A 19105-nucleotide genomic window follows, 5' to 3' on the forward strand; every position below is an offset into this window, starting at 1 on the left:
GATGAGCCGAGCGTCCAACTGGAAGCAATGACCTCAGAGGTCATTGCTTCCGGGGTGACTCTCCCGGCTCACGCCTTCTCGATTCCGCACCACTCGGCAATGAACAAGGCCATGGTCTTGGTCGCGCGGCGCAGCGAGTCGATCTCGACATATTCGTTGAAGCCGTGCATCGCCGCGCCGGTCGCGCCGAAGCACAGGCTCGGAATGTCGTAGTTGAGGCCGTAGAAGCGCGTGTCCGTGAGCGCGGTGAACACGAGGTCCTGCACTTCGCCGCCGAAGACCGCACTGAAGGCGCGGCCGAACGCGGCTTCGGGCTCGGCCGAGTTGGTCAGCTCGTAGCCTTCCGAGAGGAAGCCGGACCATTCCACGACGGGCGGGTTGTTGGAGAGGAAGCGATGATCGCGCGAGGCGGCGGCGATGCAGGCGAGGATCTCGTTCTGACATTCCTTGACCGACCAGCCCGGCAGGATCGCGATGCGGCAATCGACGTCGCACCAGGCCGGCACGCTTGAGGCCCAGTCGCCCCCCTTGATGATGCCCGGGTTGAAGTTGATCGGATGGTTCAGCGTCTTGAAGTGCCGGTCGCGCTTGGCGCGCTCGTTCCAGTCGGCTTCGAGCTTCTCCAGCGCATGGATGAGATGATAGCTCGCCTTGATCGCGTTGGCGCCGATACCCGCCTCGAACACATGGGCCGGAATGCCGCGCACCTTGATGCGGAACCAGATCACGCCGACCTGGGATCGCACCATCTTCTCACTGGTCGGCTCCGGAATGAAGCAGGCATCGGCGCGATAGCCGCGCTGCAAGGTCGAGAGCGCGCCGATGCCGGTGCTCTCCTCCTCGATGACCGACTGGAGATGGATGCGCGCCGTCGGCTTGAGGCCGGCGGCCTTGATCGCATCGAGCGCGTAGAGCGCGCCGATCGTGCCCGACTTCATGTCGCAGGCGCCGCGGCCATACATCCGGCCGTTGCGGATCACCGGTGAAAACGGCGGCGTCTCCCACATGTCGAGCGGGCCCGCGGGCACCACGTCGCAATGCCCCTGCAGGATCAGCGAGCGTCCGGCCGTGGTCGCCGGCCGATAGGTTCCGACCACGCTGCGAGCCTTCGAAAAATCATGCTCGATCGGACCATAGCCGCGCATGTCCTTGAGCTCGTCGAGATCGATGTGCCAGTCGTCCACCTCGTAGCCGCGTTCGCGCAGGAGATCGCCGAACATGTCCTGGCATGGTCCTTCGGCGCCGCGGGTCGAGGGGATCGCGACAAAGTCGCTGGTGGTCGCAAGCTGGCGGTCGAAGCCGGCGTCGACTGCGTCGAGAATGCGCTGCGTGGTGTCCGAAGTAATCATGCTGGTCCGAAATCCCATTGCTGAAGGCCGCAGCAAATCACAATCCCGCGCGTCCGTGCACCCAATTTGCCGCTGCTTTCAGAATCGCAGGTCTCCCCGTACATTGGCGCATGCGCGCGAGCGCGGATTCTGGAACTCGGCATGTCGGACCATCGCAACATTCTCTATTTCCTGCTCGGCATTCTCACCGCCGCTGTCGTCGTGCTCGGCTACAACTTCTATCAGTCGAAGCGGCAGCCCGACGGATTCCAGATCAATGTCGGCCCGAACGGTGTGAAGATCGAGGGGAAGTGATGCGTGACGTGCTGTCTTTGCGCTTGCCGGTCGCTGTATTCGGCCTGACCGTCTCGGCGAGTCTTCTCGCCGCCCCCGCACAAGCCCAATATGTCGGGCGCGAGCAGGACATCACCGATCTCCGGCTCGGGCAGCGCGTGATGGTCGATGACGGCACCTGCCCTGCCGGCCAGGTCAAGGAGGTTTCCGGCTCCAGGATGGCGGAAACCGGCATCGTCCGCAGCGTGAAATGCGTGCCGCGCTTCGGGCCGAAGAAGAAGTAGGCGGCCCCACCAACAGCATCTCCTGCCGCCTTTCCTCTCAATGTGACATGCCGCACAGTGCTGCAGGCATGGTTTGCCGATGCTGGCGTCCGACGAGAAAACGCGGGGACGCAGCATGTCGATGTCACTGGTGCAGGAAAACGACTTCATCGAACCGGCGGCCCGGCCGGAGCCGAACAAAGCCGACTTCAGACGCTACGCCCTGCTCGGCTATGCCTCGATCGCCCTCGTGTTCGGCGGCTTCGGCGTGTGGGCCGGGCTCGCGCCGCTCGACCGCGCCGCCATCGCGCAGGGCACGGTGTCCGTCTCCGGCGACCACAAGGTCGTCCAGCATCGCGAGGGCGGCATCGTCCGCGAGATCCTGGCCAAGGAGACCCACGCGGTCCATCGCGGCGACCTGCTGTTCCGGCTGCAGCCGACCGAGGCGCAAGCCAACACCGATCTCCTGCGCAAGCAGATGGATGCTGCGCTCGCCGAGGAGGCGCGGCTGCTGGCCGAGCGCGGCAATGCGCGGATGATCACCTTTCCCGAGAGCCTCCTGAACCGGCAGAACGTGCCGGAAGCCGTGCTCGCCATCGCCGACCAGCAGCGCCTGTTCATCGAGCGGCGCAACGGGCTGATCAGCCAGATAAACATCCTCAATTCGCAGATCGCCCAGCAGCAGCAGGAGCTCGCCGGCCGCGACCGTCAACGGGCCTCGCTCACTTCGCAGCTGGCAAGCTTCGATACCCAGATGAACAATGTCCGGCCGGCGGTCGCGCAAGGCTACTATCCGCGCAACAAGTTCCTGGAGCTGGAACGCGATCGCGCCCGCGTCGAGGGCGATCTCGGCCAGGCCCAGGCCGACGTGGCGCGGCTCACGCAGACGATCGGCCAGACGCGATTCCAGATCGATCAGACGCTGCAGAAGTACCTGACCGAGGTCGGGCAGCAGCTCGACGGAACCCGCGCCAAATTGTCGGATCTGCGCGAGAAGATCGTCATTGCCGAGGACGTGCTCCGCCGCGTCGACATCCGCGCCGAGCGCGACGGCATCGTCATGAACATGAAGGTCCACACTGTCGGCGCCGTCGTGAAGCCCGGCGATACGCTCGCCGAGATCGTGCCGGTCGGCGAGGGCGTCGATGTGATGGCGCATGTGTCGCCGCGCGACATCGAGAGCGTCGCCATCGGCCAGAAGGCCGAGGTGCGCTTCCCCAACTTCTCCTCGCGCAGCACGCCGACGATCTTCGGCAAGGTCGCGAGCGTCTCAGCGGACGCGATGACCGACGAGGCGAGCAAGCAGAGCTACTACTCGGCGCGCGTCGTGATCGACTACTCGACCATTCCGCCTGAGATCGCCGAGAAGATCATGCCGGGCATGCAGGCCGACGTGATCATCTCGACCGGTGAACGCACCGTGCTCGAATATCTGGTCGGTCCGCTGCTCAACACGCTCGCCAAGACGTTCCGCGAAAAATGATCAGCGATCGTCTAACCAGGGTTCGCCAGTGCCGCGCTCGGGACAGCGATGTCCCGGGCGCGGCTCACGCCGATCACCTCAAGTGCCCCGCCCTGCCCGGCCGCGAGGGTTTCACGGCTCACATCGCCGAGGTCACCCAAGCCCGCACGGCTCGCGACGTCGCCCGAAAGCACAAGCTGCCAGCCGCGGGTGTCCGCGAGCTGCGCCATGCGGGCCGGCCATTCCGTCCCGAGCCCGAGCACGGCGATCTGTGTCAACCGTCCGAGATCAAGGCGCCCGACCACGATTTCGGTCGCGCGCGCGCCGATCGCAAGCTCGACCGGGCGGCCGATCTCGGCTCCGATCTTCTCGTTCACCCGATCCATCGCGAGATCCATCGCTTGGATCGCCTGCAGCGCATCGCGACAGCCCTGATCCAGCCCCCGCAGCTCGCCGAACACGGCGAGCACGCCATCGCCGAGGAAACGGTCGATGCGGCCGGCGTGGGCGTCAACGGCGTCAGCCACGGCTCCGAAGATCTCGTTCAGGATGAAGGCGAGGTCCGAGGCCAAGCGATCAGCTGCGATCGCCGGGAAGGCGCGCACGCGGATATCGACCAGGCAGACGGCGCGGCGCTCGCCCTGGCCACCATCCTGCGCCGCAATCGGCGCGAGCATCTCGACCTCCCCGATCAGCGGCGTGACGGTGAGCGGCGCTGCGGGGCGGATCTGGCAGGCAAGCCGTACGTTGCCCGGCGCCGCCAATTCGTCCAGCACGGCGCGTTCGGCACGGCTGGGCGCCGCGAGGCTCTCCGCGCCTTTCTCGACGCGAACACGGCACAGACCACAGCGCGCCCGCCCACCGCAGGCCGAGGGATCGGCGAGATCGTGGCTCCTGATGCTGTCGAGCAGCGTCGGGCCGATGGCCGCTTGCAGCGTCGCTCCGCCCGGGAACGTGATCGCGACCTTCGGCGCGGCGAGCAGCGCAATGTGGCGGAAAACGACGATCGTCGCACCCGCCACGAGCAATGCCGCCGCAGCAATCCACGCCGACATCTTGAACAGGCCGAGCCATTTCGCATCGAGCTCACCCGGCCAATGCGTGACCTCGCGCATCCGCTCAGCCATTCCTGGATCGCTCAACAGCGCAGCGACCGACCGCCCGGCCACCATGAAGCCCATCAGCGCGGCCATCGGCAGCGCTACGGCGAGAATGATCAGCAGCGGCTGCGCCAGCCGGTACCAGCTGCGGAACTTCAGCCAGTGGTGCAGGCCAAGACACCCGTGAGTCCAGACCAGCAGCAAAAGCGCGGTCTGGATCCACGCCGCCTTCGGCCACAGCAGCGCCAGCGCATAGAGGTAGCCGTCCTGGACGCCGAACAGCGCATGGGCGACGTGGGTCTCGACGAGATGCGGCAGCAGCAGCAGGGGAATCGCAAATCCCGTGGCGAGCTGGATCAGCTCCCACGGCGGCAGCCGCCAGGTGCCGCGCTGGATCGTCTTGGCGAACGCGAGCGCCGCATGCGTCAGCAGCGCCCCCGCCAGCACGATCATCCCTGGCCAGGACCGGGTGACGAGAAGCCGCCATTCCTGGACCTCGTCCATCGCCTCGAGGCTGAACAGGCCGACGGCATGATTGAGAAAGTGGGTCGCCGCGAATGCAAACAGGATGAGGCCCGAGACGAGCCGGAGGGTCTGAAACGTTACGGCAGGCATGAGGTCACTGCGAATGAGGCCAACTTCGAGCTCTGAGCACGGCTGACCCATCCGGTAGCGGCTGCATCTCGCCAACTCAAGCGCCCGTGAATCGGCGTCACCCTATGTGACGCCGGTCACGGTCGAAGGCGCTTGGCTGGGCGAAGGTCGGAGCGCCAATGCCAAGGGGATCAGCCATGACCACGACCACCGCCCGCAGTCCGCTCGGAACCGCACTGCGCGCCTGCTTTCCCGCGCTCACCGCGACCTTCGTGCTCAGCCTGTTCATCAATGCGAGCATGCTGGCCTCGCCGCTGTACTCGATGCAGGTCTACGACCGCGTGCTGACCAGCCGCAATGTCAGCACCCTCGTCATGCTGACCCTTATCGTCGGCGTGTTCCTGATCCTCTACGGCGTGCTCGAATTCGCCCGCTCCGGCGTGCTGGCGCGGGCCGGCGTGCAGTTCGAAGGCACGCTGCGGCATCCGCTGTTCGAGACGATGATGAAGGCTGAGCTGTCGCCGCGGCATCGTTACGGCCAGCAGATCATCCGCGACGCCGAGACCATCCGCGACTGCATCTCCAGCGGCACGGCGGCGATCGCCTGCGACCTGCCCTGGACCCCCGTATTCGTCGCGCTGTGCTTCCTGCAGCATGCCTATCTCGGCATCCTGTCGCTGTTCGGCGCGATCGTGCTGTTCTCGCTGGCGCTGTTCACCGAGTTCTACACCCGCTCAAGCGTCGAGCGCACCAATGCGCTGGCCAATGAGGCCTCACGCTTCGTCGCATCGGCGCTGCGCAATGGCGAGGTCGTGCGCGGCCTCGGCATGGGCGACATCGTGCTGGATCGCTGGAGCTGCCGGCAGTCGGCAATGGTCGACGCGCACTCGACCCTGGTCGAGCGCGGCGCGGCGATGCATTCGGTCACCAAGTTTGCCCGCATGGCGGTGCAGACCTCCCTGCTCTGCATCGGTGCGTGGCTGGCGATCGAGCAGCAGATCTCGCCCGGCGCCATGATGGCGACCTCGATCATCATGGGCCGCGCGCTGGCGCCGGTCGAGCAGGTCGTCGGCCAGTGGAAGCGCATCGTCGCCTTCCGCTCCGCCTATCGCCGGCTCGAGGAGCTGTTCCAGGCGCTTCCCGTCACGGCCGCCCCGACCGCGCTGCCGACGCCCCGCGGCGACATCGACGTCGAGAATGCGGTGGTGTGGCCGCCGGCTGCCGGCCGTCCCTCGGTCAAGGGCGTCAGCTTCTCGCTCAAGGCCGGCGAGAGCCTCGCGATCGTCGGTGCCTCGGCCAGCGGCAAGTCCAGCATGGCCCGCGCGATGGCCGGCGTCTGGCCGCTGCGCGAAGGCGTGATCCGCATCGACGGCGCCGCCTACAGCCAGTGGGACCAGAACCGCCTCGGCAAGCACATCGGCTATCTGCCGCAGGACATCGAGCTGTTCTCCGGCACGGTCGCCGACAACATTGCCCGCCTCGCCAAGGTCGACGAAGCGGCCGTGATCGCCGCCGCCAAGGCCGCCGGTGCGCATGAGGTGATCCTGCGCCTGCCGAATGGCTACGACACCCCGATCGGCGAAGGCGGCGTGGCGCTGTCGGGCGGCATGCGCCAGCGGGTCGGCCTGGCTCGCGCGCTCTACGGCAATCCGCGGCTGCTGATCCTCGACGAGCCGAATTCCAACCTCGACGAGGATGGTGAGCGGGCGCTGGCTCATGCCATGGCGCAGATGAAGGCCGCCGGCCGCACCGTGATCGTGGTCACGCACCGTCCGCAGCTTTTGGCGCATGTTGATCGCGTCATGGTGATGGCCTTCGGAAAGTCGCTGGCATTCGGCCCGCGCGACGAGGTGATCGCCAAGATGCGCGGCCAGCGCGTGGTCGTCGCCCACGACAAGGCGAACACCAGCGCAGCGGCCTGAGCAACACAACGATTTCGCAGAGACGACAAGGAGCCTGCCATGATCAAGTTCACCTCTCGCCAGACTGCCCTCCAATTGGCCTTCGCAGCCGCCGTGCTCATCCCGGTCTCGGCGTCGGCTGAGACGCCGATGACCGCGCGGCAGATGCTGGCCCATGCGCAGACTCAGACGCTGAATCCGCCCGCCGATGTCAGGACGCCCGCGCAGGCCGCGGAGAGCAGCGACAAGATCACGACCGCCGCCCTCGCGCCGCCCGCCAAGATCGCCGCGCCGCTTCCGGTGATCGAACCGCCGGCACCGGTCGCGCCGCCGTCGATCACGCTCTCAGCGCTGCCGGCGCCGCTGGCCGCCCCCGAACTGCCCGCGAAACAGAGCCGCGGTGATATGCCAGCTGCCATGATGCCGGCTCCGGAGGCCGTCAAAGCGGTGAAGGCGCCCGAGCCGGCGGCAGCCATCCCCGTCAACGTGGATACGCGCGCCGCAGCGCCGGCCGTCACACCCTCGCCCGCTCCCGCTGCGACGGCTGCGGCACCGGCTCCCGCTGTCACGCCAGTTGCGCCGCAGGCGCAGGAAGCAACGCGGCCGCAATCGCAGCCCGCCGCCACCGTCAGCAAGACTTCTGAGACGCAGCGTCAGGTCACCCCTGCCAAGGCCGCTCCGACACGCGCAGCCCACAAGTCGACGCCCAAGTCGTCCGCACGCGGCAATGGCGCGTCGATCGACACTCAGATCTCGCGCATCATGCGTCGTCCGGACGTGCAGGCTCTGATGTCGCAATACGGATTGGATTGATCAGGACGACCAGGATCAATCTTGATTTGGCTGAGCGTTCGATCCGCTCACGACTTGGGCGGATCGAACATGCACGTCAGGGCGGGCTTTGCGATCCGTGTGAAGGTCGGCCCGATCTCGGCACGCTTGGTGGCTGGCAGCCACTCTGCCTCGATCGTGGGAACGCCGGTCTCGCTGATGCCGCGCAGCAGCGCCTCGCGCAGGTCTTGATCCTCAATCACGGCCACGGCCTGGTCATGAAGACAGCTGCACACTGCGTCAGGATGAAGCCACCGTCCGAGCATGTGCGGCGCGCATTGGCTGACAAACGCGCTGCGCGGTTCGGGCAGCTTCGCAGCAGGCTGTGCATGAACAGAGGATGAGAAGAACGACAGGACGGCTAGCGCGGCAAGAGTCAGTCGACGATGCATTTGGGTTCGCTGATCTCGTCAATGATTCGCTGGAGTCGATGCCGGATCTGAGCCGTTGCGCCGATCCCTGCTGCTTCGTGATACGCCGTCAATGTTTCATCCGGTTTGCGCCGCAAGCCCAAAATGGTTTCGTCGCGGATCCCGATTGCTTCTTCCGCTCGCGCTGACGACACAAAATGCAGCCGGAGAACGAAATCGGCCGCCCGATCAATCGGAGCAACGTGGCTGAAGGCCCCTCGGCCGAGCTCAGACCCAAGCATGGGCCATCCGGCGACAGCAGGACTTCTTAAGCATTCTGTGTTGCAACCCTGCGGTCCGCCGTCATTTGGCGCGATCGAAAGCAACCCCGACCGGGGCTGCGCGTTGAGCGATGCTTGTCGAACCCGGATTGCCATGCCCCTCGGACGCGCCCCCGCCCTGACGTCGGCGCCACCACGAAAAGCTGTCGCGATGCCGATGGCCCAGCAGCGGCCCGAGAACTTCTCTGAGTCCACCCAGCAACGCCTCGTCCGGCTGATCGGCTGCCACGATCGAGGCCAGCGCTGCGCGCCTGACAAGACCGCGGACAGCCGATCGACCGCCGGCGACTATCCTATTGAATGAAGTCTCCGCACTTCTGAACCTCGCCGTCGTCAGACCTGCCCCACGGCATGACGGGCACCGATGAGGTCGAGTTCTTCGGCGAGCCCTCGATCAGCTTGTCTGAATAGACCATGTAGACGAGCACGTTGCGCTTGGCGTCGCAGCCGCGCACGATCTGCATCTTCTTGAAGAACAGCGATCGCCGCTGGCGAAACATGTCGTCCGCCTGCTCGAGCTTGCGCTTGAACCGGATCGGCCCGATCTGCCGGCACGCCAGCGAGATGTCCGAGACCTCCTCGGAAAGCCCGAGCCAGCCGGCATATCCACCCTTCTGCGGCACCGTGAAATGACACGCGACACCCTCGACCTCTGGATCGTCAACGCCATAGGTCGCGAGCTTGTCATTCGGGCTGAGCAGTTTGAACACTGTCGACCGACGAAAGATCAGATCGGGCTCGTCAGCGGCATAGGCTGACACCACAGGCGAGGACACTCCGATAAGCAGCAGGAAAGCTAGGGTTTTCAGCCACAGGTCAAACCGTTTGGTGGCTCTGAACGACATGTCGGTCTCCGTTATACCGCCGATGGCTCGGCATACCGCCCATGTAGGAACACAAATGCCTGCAAGAAAGGCACAATCGGTCAGCCGGCTTCGATTGCTCGTTTAACGTGATGTGAGGCTTTTCTGCTACGATCGGAACGAAAATATCGCAGGGCAGAAGCCCCAAGCTGGTGAACGCGGATTCGGTCTGCGACACTAAATGCCAGATGGTTCTTGAGGATTTGCCGGAATGCTCTGCGTTCGTGCAGCCGCCAGGGGGCGGTTTTATTGTGCAGCAATCGTTTCAGTCCCGCTTGTCCTAGCAGCGACATCACAGGCAGGCGCAGCGCCTTACTACTACTGGAACGACTCGCAGCCCATCGCGATCGCTCCAGCCGACGCTCCGCTGTTGCCGCGCAAGCCCAAGGTTCGCCGCGCGCCAAAGGCGCCGATGATCGAGAAGGAGGCCGCCAAGCCGCAAGGGCCGGTCATGGTGGCCGTGTCGATCCACAAGCAGCAGCTCAAGGTCTACGACGCGAACGGGCTGTTCGCGGAGGCGCCAGTGTCGACCGGCATGAAGGGCCACTCCACGCCGATGGGCGTGTTCAGCGTCATCCAGAAGCAGAAATTCCATCGCTCCAACATCTATAGTGGCGCGCCGATGCCGTTCATGCAGCGCATTACCTGGTCGGGTGTCGCGCTTCACGCCGGCGTGCTGCCGGGCTATCCGGCGTCGCATGGCTGCATCCGCATGCCCGCAAGCTTCGCGACCCGGATCTACGGCTGGACGCGCATGGGATCGCGCGTGCTCGTCACGCCCGGCGAGGTCGCTCCGGCCAGCTTCTCGCATCCTTTATTGACCGCATTCAAGGCGCCGCAGCCGAGTGCCTCGGTTCAGCCCGACGGCAATTCGCCTGCATCGATCAAGTCGGACAAGGGTGCCGCCGCAGCGCCGACGATCACCGTGGCCACGACGGATCTGCGCGCGACGATCGGCCACGCGGATGGCATGCGGCTCGGCGCGGAGGCAACTGTGGCCGCCCGCCCCACGCGCACGGCCGACGCCAGCAACGCCACGAGCATTCCGGCAACGGCCACCGACACCCCGGCTGCTTCAGCGGAGATCAAGCCAGCCGTCGCCGAAACCGAAGCCAAGGCCGTGGACCCGATCACGGTCCCGGAGATGGCGACCAAGTCAGAACCGGTTGCCGACACAGCCCAGAACGAGGCGAATCCCGCCTCCGCCGACGCAGCGGCTGAACCGTCGAGCCCCGCGCTGGCGGCGGCACCCGAAAAGCCGGCCGACGCCACGAGCAAGATCGAGGCGACCGGATCTGCCAAAGTGAAGCCCGTCGATACCAAGCCCGTCGACGTCAAGGCCGCGGAGCAACCTGTCACGCCGGCGACATCCACCGCCGATGCTCCGGCGCAGCCTTCGGAGCTCAAGGATCTCTCCAAGGATCAGTCGCGCGTCGCCGCGCCGGACAAGCCGATCGCACCGAAGCCGGAGTTGAAGCGCAACAGTCAGGTTGCGATCTTCATCAGCCGCAAGGATTCCAAGCTGTACGTGCGGCAGAACTTCGCGCCGGTGTTCAACACCCCGATCACGATCGCTCCGAGCGACAAGCCGCTCGGCACGCATGTGTTCACCGCCATCGCCGACAAGGCCGATCCGGCGACGATGCGCTGGTCGGTCGTCTCGCTGCCGGCCTCCGCGCGCAGCATCGCGGCAAATGATGGGGCGGAGAAAGCCGTCCGTCGCGGCAAGAAGCCGATTGAAGCACACGTCGATGCCAAGCCCGCAATCCAGTTGAGCAGCGCCGCCGAGGCGCTCGACCGGATCACGATTCCGGCTGACGTCATGGCCTGGCTCGGCGAGGCGCTGTCGGCCGGAAGTTCGCTGATCGTCTCGGATCAGGGCATCAACCAGGGCGAAACCGGCGAGGGCACCGAATTCATCCTTTCGCTGCGCTGACGACCGACGACCTCCCTGTTTCCGCCCCACGGCGAGGGTATCCCCTTGCTGGGACGCAGCCTGATCCAACGCAGCGTCGCGGCCGTTGAAGAAACGGCCGGTCGGGCGCGGGCGCAGTCATGCTGACGGGGCTGGCTCTGCACAGGGAGATACACATGATCGATCGCAGGATGGTTGTTCTCGGCCTCGGTGCGTCCTTGTCCGGCGCGATGCTCGCGTCGCGTGCGGCCCATGCCGACAATGCGGTGAGCAAGACGACCGCCTACCGCTTCTCCTTCCCGGTGCCGTCGGGCGAGCCGATCAGGCTGTCGGAGTTTTCCGGCAAGCCGGTTCTGGTCGTGAACACGGCCTCGCAGTGCGGCTACACCCCCCAATACGTCGGTCTCCAGAAGCTCTGGGGCGAGTTCCACGAGCGCGGCCTGTCGATCATCGCCGTGCCCTCCAACGACTTCAATCAGGAGCCCGGGGTCGGCAGCGACATCGCCGCGCTGGCCAATAAGGACTACGGCGTTACCTTTCCGATGACCGCCAAGGCGGTGGTCACCGGATCCAACGCCCACCCGTTCTATCGCTGGGCGGCGGAAGCGCGGCCCAAGGACACCCCGCGCTGGAACTTCCACAAATACCTGATTGGCCGCGACGGCTACATCGCCGACGTGTTCGCCTCCTCGGTCGAGCCGACCGACACGCGGGTCAAGACCGCGATCGCCCGGATGCTCGCCGACGGCTGAGCAGCACTTTTGGCAACACTCTGCAAGAATGCGGCGGAAGCTGGCAACTTCCCCGTGTTTTTGCCTCGTTTCCTTTTGGCGCCGGTCCGGCCGCTGGGCTAGTATTCCGCCCTGGATGGTGGAGCGACTCCCGGCGTGGCGCTCCCGTTGCAACAACCTCGAGGAAACACGATGCGGATTGCGACTGGACTGGTGTTCGCAAGCTCTTTGGCGGCATCGCTGCTGATGTCTGGAGCCGCCTGGTCGCAGGCGCAGCGCACGGCGGCGGCGCCGACCCCGGCGGCCGCTCCCGCGCCGGCCGCTGCTCCGGCGCCGGTCCAGGCCCAGCCGCCGCGCGCCCCCTGCATGAACCCCGAGGCGCTCGGCGTCGGCCGCACCGTCGAGATCGACACCACCGGCGGTCCCGGCTTCGGCTTCGAGCACTTCAAGGACCTCGATTTCCTCAAGGATCATGAAGTCGTCCTGACCTTCGACGACGGCCCGTGGCCTGAGAACACCCCCGGCGTCCTGAAGGCACTGGCCGACCAATGCACCACCGGCATCTTCTTCATCATCGGCAAGCACGCGACCTACTACCCGGAGATTCTGAAGCAGGTCTACAACGCCGGTCACACGGTCGGCACTCACACCTGGTCGCATGCGGCGCTGACCAACAAGAAGCTGACCGACGACCAGCGCAAGGACGAGATCGAGCTCGGCATCAGCGCGGTGAAATGGGCGCTCGGCGGCAACTCGCCCGCACCGTTCTTCCGCTTCCCGGCGCTGCAGCACCCGCCGGAGATGGTGACCTATCTCGGCACCCGCAACATCGGCATCTTCTCCTGCGACCTCGACTCGTTCGACTTCAAGGCGCGCAATGCGCAGGCGGTGATCGACGTCACCTTCAAGAAGCTCGACAAGCTCGGCAAGGGCATCATCCTGATGCATGACTTCCACAAGCACACCGCCGAAGCCCTGCCCGAGATGCTGCGCCGCCTGAAGGCCGGCGGCTACAAGGTGGTCGCGATGCGCGCCAAGGCGCCGGTGCAGTCGCTGCCGCAATATGACGAGCAGCTCTACAAGGTCGCGAAGCTGCCAACGGTGAGCCAACGGCCGGTGTCGAGCGTTGTGACGACAGTGTCCGAATGAGACAGGATTCCTTTCGTCAGTGACCAAGCTTCGTATCGAAGGTTATGTGATCGTATCGGCCGACGGCATGTTGGCCGATGCTGCCAATGTAATGCCCGGGGTGCTCAAATTCCCGGGCGACGCCGAGTTCTTCTCCAGCGCGCTGGACGGCGCCGATCTGATCGTCCACGGCCGCAACTCCTATGAGGACCAGCCGAACTCGCCGAAGCGCCGGCGGCTGGTCGTGACCCGCAAGGTCGCTGCGCTGGCGCCGGATCCCGACAAGCCGCACTCGACGCTGTGGAACCCGGCCGGCGCCTCGTTCGATCAGGCCTGCGAGGCCGCCGGTGTGACGACCGGCACCGTCGCCATCATCGGCGGCCCGGTCGTGTTCGACATGTTCATGGACCGCTACGACACCTTTTTCCTGTCGTTCGCGCCCCACGTCACCATTCCCGGCGGCGCGCCCTGCTTCCCCGCGGTCGGCCCGGGCCGCTCGCCGCAGCAGGTGCTGACCGCCCACGGCCTGACGCCGGCCAATCAGCTGATGCTCGATCCCGCCCACGACGTCAGCGTCACCGCCTTTCAGCGCGCGGCCTGAGCCGCGCCGTCAGATGTCGCCATAGGCACTCTGCTCCGGCTCCTTCGGGCCGCGGCCGTAGCCGAAAATCATGAACAGCGCGCCGATGATCGAGAGATTCTTCAGCGCGTCGATCAGGGTCTTGGCGTTATCGGGCGGGGTCTGGTTCCAGAAATCGTGGAAGTAGAAGATCGTCGCGCCGACGAAGATGATCATCAGCGCGGCGAAGAACCGCCCGAGGAAGTTCAGCGCGATCATCACGCCGGCGAGCACCTCGAAGGCGCCGGCCGCGATCGCAAGGATCTGCGGCATCGGCATCTTCGCGGCTGCTTCGAGCTGCGCCGCGTACGGCGCGAGCAGCGGCGGGATCGTCACCTTGGCGGCGATGAGATCGGCGGTCGCCTGAATGCCGAACAGCTTGGTCGCGCCCGTGTAGATGAAGATCACGGCAAACAGAACGCGCCCGAACGTAATGAAACCCGGCATTCTCGCCCTCACGGATGAAGTTCAAACAGATACCGCCGGCCTCTCCGGCCGGATGTGTGACATCGCGAACGCTTTTCACCAACAAAGGCGGGCGGAATGCGACCGAAACCGGACGAATTCCGCCACACTTCGATCACGCCAGGACGATCACGCCGAGACGATCACACCAAGACGATCACGCGAACAGCGTCGGCTGCGCCCTCCCCGCCCGCTCCTGGGCCTCGACGGCGGCCACCGCCGTCATGTTGAGAATGCCGCGCGCCGTCACCGACGGGGTCAGGATGTGCGCCGGCCGCGCCGGGCCGATCAGGATCGGGCCGACGGGAACCGCATCCGCCAGCACCTTGATCATCTGATAGGCCACGTTGGCGGCATCGAGGTTCGGCATGATCAGCACATTCGCCGAGCCTTCGAGATCCGAATGCGGCAGGATCGCCTTGCGCGCGGTCGCCGACAGCGCGGTGTCGCCCTGCATCTCGCCGTCGGCCTCGAGGTCCGGGCGATGCTGCTTCAGCAGCGCCGTGGCCTGCCGCATCTTGCGCGAGGAGTCGGTATCGTAGCCGCCGAAATCGGAATGCGAGACAAAAGCGATCTTCGGCTTGATGTTGAACCGCGTGACGTGATTGGCCGCGAGCGAGGCCATCTCGGCGAGCTCCTCGGCGGTCGGATCGGGGCGCACCTGGGTATCGCCGATGAAATAGGCGCCCTTGCTGGTGATGGTGAGCGCCAGCGCCGCGTAGTCGCTGACCCCCGGCATGAAGCCGATGATTTCGCGCACGTGACGCAGATGGCTCATGTAGCGGCCCTCGACGCCGCAGATCATCGCATCCGCCTCGCCCCTGACCACCGCGAGCGCGGCGATGACGGTCGCATTGGTGCGCACCACCGTGCGCGCTGCATCCGGCGTCACGCCGCGGCGGCCGGCGATCTCGATGTAGCTCTGCACGTAGGAGCGGTAGCGCGGATCGTCTTCCGGGTTGACGAGGTCGAAATCACGCCCGGCCTTGATCGACAGGCCGAAGCGCTTGATGCGCGCCTCGACGACGCTCGGACGTCCGACCAGGATCGGCCGCGCCAGCTTTTCTTCCAGCACCACTTGGGTGGCGCGCAGCACGCGCTCGTCCTCGCCCTCCGCATAGATCACGCGCACCGGCTGCGCCTTGGCCTTGGCGAACACCGGCTTCATCACGAGGCCGGAGCGGAACGCGAAGCGTTCGAGCAGCGCGGTGTATTCGTCGAAATTGGTGATCGGCCGGGTCGCGACGCCCGACTCCATCGCGGCTTTCGCCACCGCCGGCGCGATGCGCAGGATCAGGCGCGGATCGAATGGCGACGGGATCAGCGAGCCAGGACCGAAGCCCTGGGTCTCGCCGGTGTCGAAGCCGCGGCTCACCGCGTCCGACGGCGGATCCTGCGCGAGCTGCGCGATCGCATCGACCGCCGCCTGCTTCATCGCCTCGTTGATCGCGGTGGCACCGACGTCGAGCGCGCCGCGGAAGATGAACGGGAAGCACAGCACGTTGTTGACTTGGTTCGGAAAGTCCGAACGCCCCGTGCAGATCATCGCGTCGGGCCGCGCCGCGCGCGCTTCTTCCGGCATGATCTCCGGATTGGGGTTGGCGAGCGCCATGATCAGCGGCTTCTCGGCCATCTGCTTCAACAGCTCCGGCTTCAGCACGCCGCCCGCGGAGAGGCCGAGGAAGATGTCGGCGCCGCCGATCACATCGGCGAGCGTCCGCTTGTCGGTCTTCTGCGCATAGACCGCTTTCCACAGGTCCATCAGCGTATTGCGGCCCTCGTGCACGACGCCGTCGATGTCGCAGACCCAGATGTTCTTGCGCTGCGCGCCCATCGACACCAGCAGATTCAGGCAGGCGATCGCCGCGGCACCGGCACCCGAGGTCACGATCTTGACCTCTGAGAGCTGCTTGCCGGCCAGCGACAGCGCATTCTTGATCGCGGCGCCGACGATGATGGCGGTGCCGTGCTGATCGTCGTGGAAGACCGGGATCTTCATCCGCTCCTTGAGCCGCGCCTCGATCTCGAAGCACTCCGGTCCCTTGATGTCTTCCAGATTGATGCCGCCGAAGGTCGGCTCCAGCGCCGCCACGGTCTCGACCACCCGGTCGATAGTGTCGGCGGCGATTTCGATGTCGAACACGTCGATGCCGGCGAATTTCTTGAACAGAACCGCCTTGCCTTCCATCACCGGCTTGGACGCCAGCGGGCCGATATTGCCGAGCCCGAGCACCGCCGTACCATTGGAAACCACGGCCACGAGGTTGGCGCGCGCGGTCAGCGAGGCGGCCTCGGCCGGGTTGTTGGCGATCTCGGTGCACGCAGCGGCCACGCCCGGGGAATAGGCAAGCGCGAGGTCGCGTTGGTTGGCGAGCGGCTTGGAGGCCTGGATCTCCAGCTTGCCGGGCCGCGGCAGGCGGTGATAGGCCAGGGCTGCGGAACGAAGATCTTCAGAATAGGACGACGACATACGTGCTCCAGCGTTTCCGACCCGGATTCTTGGTCTCTTGCGTTTCGTTCAGACGTCGGTTTTTCCGGCCGGTGGAAGCGCATGTGATGCACGTTGGACGGCCTTCATGCAACATCCGAAACCATGCTCGTCGGCATCCCGGGCCAGCGATTCCCTAGTTCGCAGAAGCACATCCCTACTCCATCGATTTCCCTGAGACCATCACCCTCCTGCTGCCTAAGCGTTGGGCGGAGCATATCGAATGAAACGTGTCGTGATCGCAGTCCTCGTCGCGGTAGCCCTGGGCGGCGCCGGCTTGATCGGCGTCCCCTGGTACGCCCAGGCGCGCGCCGAGCGCGAGGTCGAGGCCAATTTCGCCCAGATCCGCCAGAACGGCGCCAGCGCCAGCCATGGCAAGGTCACGTTCGACCTCTGGTCGCGCAAGTTGACAATCGCCGACGTCAAGCTGGAATCGGCCAGCCAGCCGCCGGCGAGCGTGACCTTCGGCAGCATCGTCGCCACCGGGCTGAACCAGCCCGACAGCGAGCACGTCACGGCGTCCAGCATCGAGGTCAATGACGTCACCATGGCCGGCAGTCTGGCCGGCGCGGCGCCGATGCGGCTCAGCTACAAGCTGCCGCAGCTGGTGGTGAAGGACTATGCCGGTCCGGCGCGGTTTGCCGCGATCCCCTCCGGCGCCAGCATGCTCGACACCTACCGGGCGCTTGCCCAGCAGTTCGTGACGATCAGCGCCGCGTCGATCTCCGTGCCGCGCACCACGGGCACCATGGACGGCGGCCCCTCCGCCGGCCCGGCCGAATTCGCCTATTCCGGGCTCACTTTCGAGAACATCAAGGCCGGCCGCATTGCCAACTACAAGCTCGACGAGGTCACCTTCACGATGACCCCGCAGCAGCCGGGCGGCAAGGCCGACAAGATGCAGGGCCGCATGGCCGGCATCGTCCATCAGGACATGGACGCCAATGCGATCCTGGCCGTGCTCAACCCCGACGCCGCCAAGGACGACAAGACCTATCGCGTCAACGGCAAGTTCACGATGGGCGCTTACGAGATCACCACGGACTCCGGCCTGAAGATGCGCATGGACAGCGCCAGCGCCGACGAGTTCAGCGTGCGGCCGTCCCGGCTGCAGCTGCCCGCGCTGTTCGCCGTCCTGCCGGCAACGCCGGCCGCCCAGCCGACGCCCGAGCAGGCGCGCGAGCTGATGGACAGGGTCGCCGGCATCTATGAGGGCATGGCCGTCAAGAATGCCGAGCTTCGCGGCTTCTCCATCGAGACGCCGCAAGGGCCTGCCAAGCTGGCCGCGTTCCGCCTCGATCTCCAGGACGGCAAGGGCGACATCGCCGTCGAGGGGTTTGACGGTCGCGGCCCGAACGGACCGATCAAGCTCGGCCGGTTCGCGCTGAAGAGCTTCGATCTCGCCGGCCTGATGCATTTCGCCGCCAAGTATTCCACCGCCGGCGCCAAGCCGGCCCCGGCCGATGCGGCCGAGATGCTCAAGCTGCTCGCCGGCGTCGAGCTGAAGGCGCTGACGGCGCCCTACAGGACCGGCGACAAGCCGGTGCAGATCGACGCCATCAGCCTCGATTGGGGCCAATATGTCGGCCCGATCCCGACGCAAGCGCGGCTCGTCGCCAAGATGGCCGGGCCGCTCGATCCCTCCAACCCGGCATTCCTGCCGCTGCTGGTCGCCGGCATCGACACCGCCGCGCTCGATGCCGATCTCGGCCTTGGCTGGACCGAGAGCGCCGGCACCTTCGCGGTGTCGCCGTTCAAGCTCGAGGTCAGCAATCTGATCGGTGCCTCCGCCAGCGTCTCGCTGGCGCGCGTGCCGCGCGAGGTGTTCACGGTCGATCTGCAGCAGGCGACGACGGCGGCGGCGCAGATCGAGGCGTCCGGGATCGAGCTGACGTTGCGCGATCTCGGCGCCGTCGACGTGTTCGTCGCCAACTATGCGCGGACGCATGCGATTCCGCGTGACGCCGCGCGCAAGGCGCTGGTCGACAGCATCAAGGCGATCGGCGCCCAGTTCGCTGCCGACAATGCCGACGTTGCCGCCGCGGTCGACGCTCTCAGCCGCTTCGTCGAGAAGCCGCGCCAGACGTTCTCGCTGAAGCTCTCGCCCCGCGCCAAGGTGCCCGCCATGCAGCTCGCCCAGCTCATCGCCATCGATCCGCCGAGCGCGCTGGCGCAGTTCAAGATCGAGGCGCAGACGGCGCCGTGAGTTCGGCGACGACTGGAACGGCGTGTTGAAACCGAACGTGAGTCCGCCTCTCTCTCTCCACGCATCATTCCGGGGCGCGCGAAAGCGCGAGCCCGGAATCCATAACCACGACCGCATGTGAGCCCCGAGATAGCTGACGCCTTCCTTCACGAGGGCCTTCCGGGACTATGGATTCCGGGCTCGCGCTGCGCGTGCCCCGGAATGACGGGCGGAGAGAGTGTGCCAT

At 66.0% G+C, this 19105-nt stretch carries 17 protein-coding genes; 10 read left to right on the forward strand and 7 right to left on the reverse strand.

Annotation, left to right across the window (positions count from 1 at the left end):
• Window positions 1-68: 68 nt before the first annotated feature.
• Window positions 69-1349: an ArgE/DapE family deacylase gene (locus tag ACQR0Z_RS19545; protein ID WP_434919697.1), complete on the reverse strand. Its 1281-nt coding sequence runs from the start codon at window positions 1347-1349 to the stop codon at window positions 69-71.
• Window positions 1350-1490: 141 nt separating this feature from the next.
• Here ACQR0Z_RS19545 and ACQR0Z_RS19550 point away from each other — a divergent pair, with 141 nt between their 5' ends.
• From ACQR0Z_RS19550 to ACQR0Z_RS19560, 3 genes are all read left to right on the forward strand, one after another.
• Complete coding sequence (locus ACQR0Z_RS19550) at window positions 1491-1643, forward strand: hypothetical protein (protein WP_434861287.1); 153 nt, start codon at window positions 1491-1493, stop codon at window positions 1641-1643.
• The gene (locus ACQR0Z_RS19555) at window positions 1643-1906 is read left to right on the forward strand and encodes a DUF6719 family protein (RefSeq protein WP_434919698.1); all 264 of its coding nucleotides are present in this window, start codon (window positions 1643-1645) and stop codon (window positions 1904-1906) included. Before ACQR0Z_RS19550 ends, ACQR0Z_RS19555 begins: the two co-directional genes overlap by 1 nt.
• A 115-nt stretch (window positions 1907-2021) precedes the next feature.
• The gene (locus ACQR0Z_RS19560; protein ID WP_434919699.1) at window positions 2022-3368 is read left to right on the forward strand and encodes an HlyD family type I secretion periplasmic adaptor subunit; all 1347 of its coding nucleotides are present in this window, start codon (window positions 2022-2024) and stop codon (window positions 3366-3368) included.
• An 11-nt stretch (window positions 3369-3379) separates the two neighbouring features.
• Here the strand turns inward: ACQR0Z_RS19560 and ACQR0Z_RS19565 are convergent, their stop codons facing one another.
• On the reverse strand, window positions 3380-5062 hold the full coding sequence (locus ACQR0Z_RS19565) for a 2Fe-2S iron-sulfur cluster-binding protein (RefSeq protein WP_434919700.1): 1683 nt from the start codon (window positions 5060-5062) through the stop codon (window positions 3380-3382).
• A 176-nt stretch (window positions 5063-5238) separates the two neighbouring features.
• Here ACQR0Z_RS19565 and ACQR0Z_RS19570 point away from each other — a divergent pair, with 176 nt between their 5' ends.
• A complete protein-coding gene (locus ACQR0Z_RS19570; RefSeq protein WP_434861283.1) occupies window positions 5239-6963 on the forward strand; it encodes a type I secretion system permease/ATPase in 1725 nt (574 codons plus the stop codon).
• Between the two features lie 39 nt (window positions 6964-7002).
• Entirely contained in the window at window positions 7003-7755 is a 753-nt protein-coding gene (locus ACQR0Z_RS19575; RefSeq protein ID WP_434919701.1) for a hypothetical protein, read from the forward strand.
• Window positions 7756-7802: 47 nt separating this feature from the next.
• Here the strand turns inward: ACQR0Z_RS19575 and ACQR0Z_RS19580 are convergent, their stop codons facing one another.
• The 3 genes from ACQR0Z_RS19580 to ACQR0Z_RS19590 all read right to left on the reverse strand — a co-directional run bounded on the left by ACQR0Z_RS19580 (window position 7803) and on the right by ACQR0Z_RS19590 (window position 9309).
• Window positions 7803-8165 (reverse strand): hypothetical protein, encoded by a 363-nt coding sequence (locus ACQR0Z_RS19580; protein ID WP_434861281.1) that lies wholly within the window; start codon window positions 8163-8165, stop codon window positions 7803-7805.
• Complete coding sequence (locus ACQR0Z_RS19585) at window positions 8150-8425, reverse strand: hypothetical protein (RefSeq protein ID WP_434919702.1); 276 nt, start codon at window positions 8423-8425, stop codon at window positions 8150-8152. The genes ACQR0Z_RS19580 and ACQR0Z_RS19585 overlap by 16 nt, the downstream gene beginning before the upstream one ends.
• 332 nt (window positions 8426-8757) lie before the next feature.
• The gene (locus ACQR0Z_RS19590) at window positions 8758-9309 is read right to left on the reverse strand and encodes a CreA family protein (RefSeq protein ID WP_434861279.1); all 552 of its coding nucleotides are present in this window, start codon (window positions 9307-9309) and stop codon (window positions 8758-8760) included.
• A gap of 229 nt (window positions 9310-9538) precedes the next feature.
• On the opposite strand from ACQR0Z_RS19590, the gene ACQR0Z_RS19595 reads away from it, so the two are divergent.
• The 4 genes from ACQR0Z_RS19595 (at window position 9539) to ACQR0Z_RS19610 (ending at window position 13702) form a co-directional block, all read left to right on the forward strand.
• A complete protein-coding gene (locus tag ACQR0Z_RS19595; RefSeq protein ID WP_434919703.1) occupies window positions 9539-11263 on the forward strand; it encodes a L,D-transpeptidase family protein in 1725 nt (574 codons plus the stop codon).
• 155 nt (window positions 11264-11418) lie between these two features.
• Window positions 11419-11994 carry a glutathione peroxidase gene (locus ACQR0Z_RS19600; RefSeq protein ID WP_434861277.1) on the forward strand — a complete coding sequence of 192 codons (576 nt, stop codon included), beginning with the start codon at window positions 11419-11421 and terminating at the stop codon, window positions 11992-11994.
• Window positions 11995-12165: 171 nt separating this feature from the next.
• The gene (locus ACQR0Z_RS19605; protein WP_434919704.1) at window positions 12166-13122 is read left to right on the forward strand and encodes a polysaccharide deacetylase family protein; all 957 of its coding nucleotides are present in this window, start codon (window positions 12166-12168) and stop codon (window positions 13120-13122) included.
• A 19-nt stretch (window positions 13123-13141) separates the two neighbouring features.
• On the forward strand, window positions 13142-13702 hold the full coding sequence (locus tag ACQR0Z_RS19610) for a dihydrofolate reductase family protein (protein WP_434919705.1): 561 nt from the start codon (window positions 13142-13144) through the stop codon (window positions 13700-13702).
• A gap of 9 nt (window positions 13703-13711) precedes the next feature.
• Here ACQR0Z_RS19610 and ACQR0Z_RS19615 read toward each other — a convergent pair whose 3' ends face one another.
• A complete protein-coding gene (locus ACQR0Z_RS19615) occupies window positions 13712-14167 on the reverse strand; it encodes a DoxX family protein (RefSeq protein WP_434861274.1) in 456 nt (151 codons plus the stop codon).
• A gap of 175 nt (window positions 14168-14342) precedes the next feature.
• The gene (locus tag ACQR0Z_RS19620) at window positions 14343-16655 is read right to left on the reverse strand and encodes an NADP-dependent malic enzyme (RefSeq protein WP_434919706.1); all 2313 of its coding nucleotides are present in this window, start codon (window positions 16653-16655) and stop codon (window positions 14343-14345) included.
• A gap of 241 nt (window positions 16656-16896) precedes the next feature.
• Here ACQR0Z_RS19620 and ACQR0Z_RS19625 point away from each other — a divergent pair, with 241 nt between their 5' ends.
• On the forward strand, window positions 16897-18879 hold the full coding sequence (locus ACQR0Z_RS19625; protein ID WP_434919707.1) for a hypothetical protein: 1983 nt from the start codon (window positions 16897-16899) through the stop codon (window positions 18877-18879).
• Window positions 18880-19105 lie beyond the last annotated feature (226 nt).

Origin of the sequence: Bradyrhizobium sp. HKCCYLS3077, from assembly GCF_051167555.1 — a bacterium.
Classification (GTDB): Bacteria; Pseudomonadota; Alphaproteobacteria; order Rhizobiales; family Xanthobacteraceae; genus Bradyrhizobium.

Bases quoted from the DNA above. Each gene is read 5' to 3' on its own strand.
- ACQR0Z_RS19625 (WP_434919707.1), top strand. From the start codon at position 16,897: ATGAAACGTGTCGTGATCGCAGTCCTCGTCGCGGTAGCCCTGGGCGGC.
- ACQR0Z_RS19615 (WP_434861274.1), bottom strand. From the start codon at position 14,167: ATGCCGGGTTTCATTACGTTCGGGCGCGTTCTGTTTGCCGTGATCTTC.
- ACQR0Z_RS19585 (WP_434919702.1), bottom strand. From the start codon at position 8,425: ATGCTTGGGTCTGAGCTCGGCCGAGGGGCCTTCAGCCACGTTGCTCCG.
- ACQR0Z_RS19595 (WP_434919703.1), top strand. From the start codon at position 9,539: ATGCTCTGCGTTCGTGCAGCCGCCAGGGGGCGGTTTTATTGTGCAGCA.
- ACQR0Z_RS19550 (WP_434861287.1), top strand. From the start codon at position 1,491: ATGTCGGACCATCGCAACATTCTCTATTTCCTGCTCGGCATTCTCACC.
- ACQR0Z_RS19600 (WP_434861277.1), top strand. From the start codon at position 11,419: ATGATCGATCGCAGGATGGTTGTTCTCGGCCTCGGTGCGTCCTTGTCC.
- ACQR0Z_RS19580 (WP_434861281.1), bottom strand. From the start codon at position 8,165: ATGCATCGTCGACTGACTCTTGCCGCGCTAGCCGTCCTGTCGTTCTTC.
- ACQR0Z_RS19555 (WP_434919698.1), top strand. From the start codon at position 1,643: ATGCGTGACGTGCTGTCTTTGCGCTTGCCGGTCGCTGTATTCGGCCTG.
- ACQR0Z_RS19545 (WP_434919697.1), bottom strand. From the start codon at position 1,349: ATGATTACTTCGGACACCACGCAGCGCATTCTCGACGCAGTCGACGCC.
- ACQR0Z_RS19605 (WP_434919704.1), top strand. From the start codon at position 12,166: ATGCGGATTGCGACTGGACTGGTGTTCGCAAGCTCTTTGGCGGCATCG.
- ACQR0Z_RS19620 (WP_434919706.1), bottom strand. From the start codon at position 16,655: ATGTCGTCGTCCTATTCTGAAGATCTTCGTTCCGCAGCCCTGGCCTAT.
- ACQR0Z_RS19565 (WP_434919700.1), bottom strand. From the start codon at position 5,062: ATGCCTGCCGTAACGTTTCAGACCCTCCGGCTCGTCTCGGGCCTCATC.
- ACQR0Z_RS19570 (WP_434861283.1), top strand. From the start codon at position 5,239: ATGACCACGACCACCGCCCGCAGTCCGCTCGGAACCGCACTGCGCGCC.
- ACQR0Z_RS19560 (WP_434919699.1), top strand. From the start codon at position 2,022: ATGTCGATGTCACTGGTGCAGGAAAACGACTTCATCGAACCGGCGGCC.
- ACQR0Z_RS19575 (WP_434919701.1), top strand. From the start codon at position 7,003: ATGATCAAGTTCACCTCTCGCCAGACTGCCCTCCAATTGGCCTTCGCA.
- ACQR0Z_RS19590 (WP_434861279.1), bottom strand. From the start codon at position 9,309: ATGTCGTTCAGAGCCACCAAACGGTTTGACCTGTGGCTGAAAACCCTA.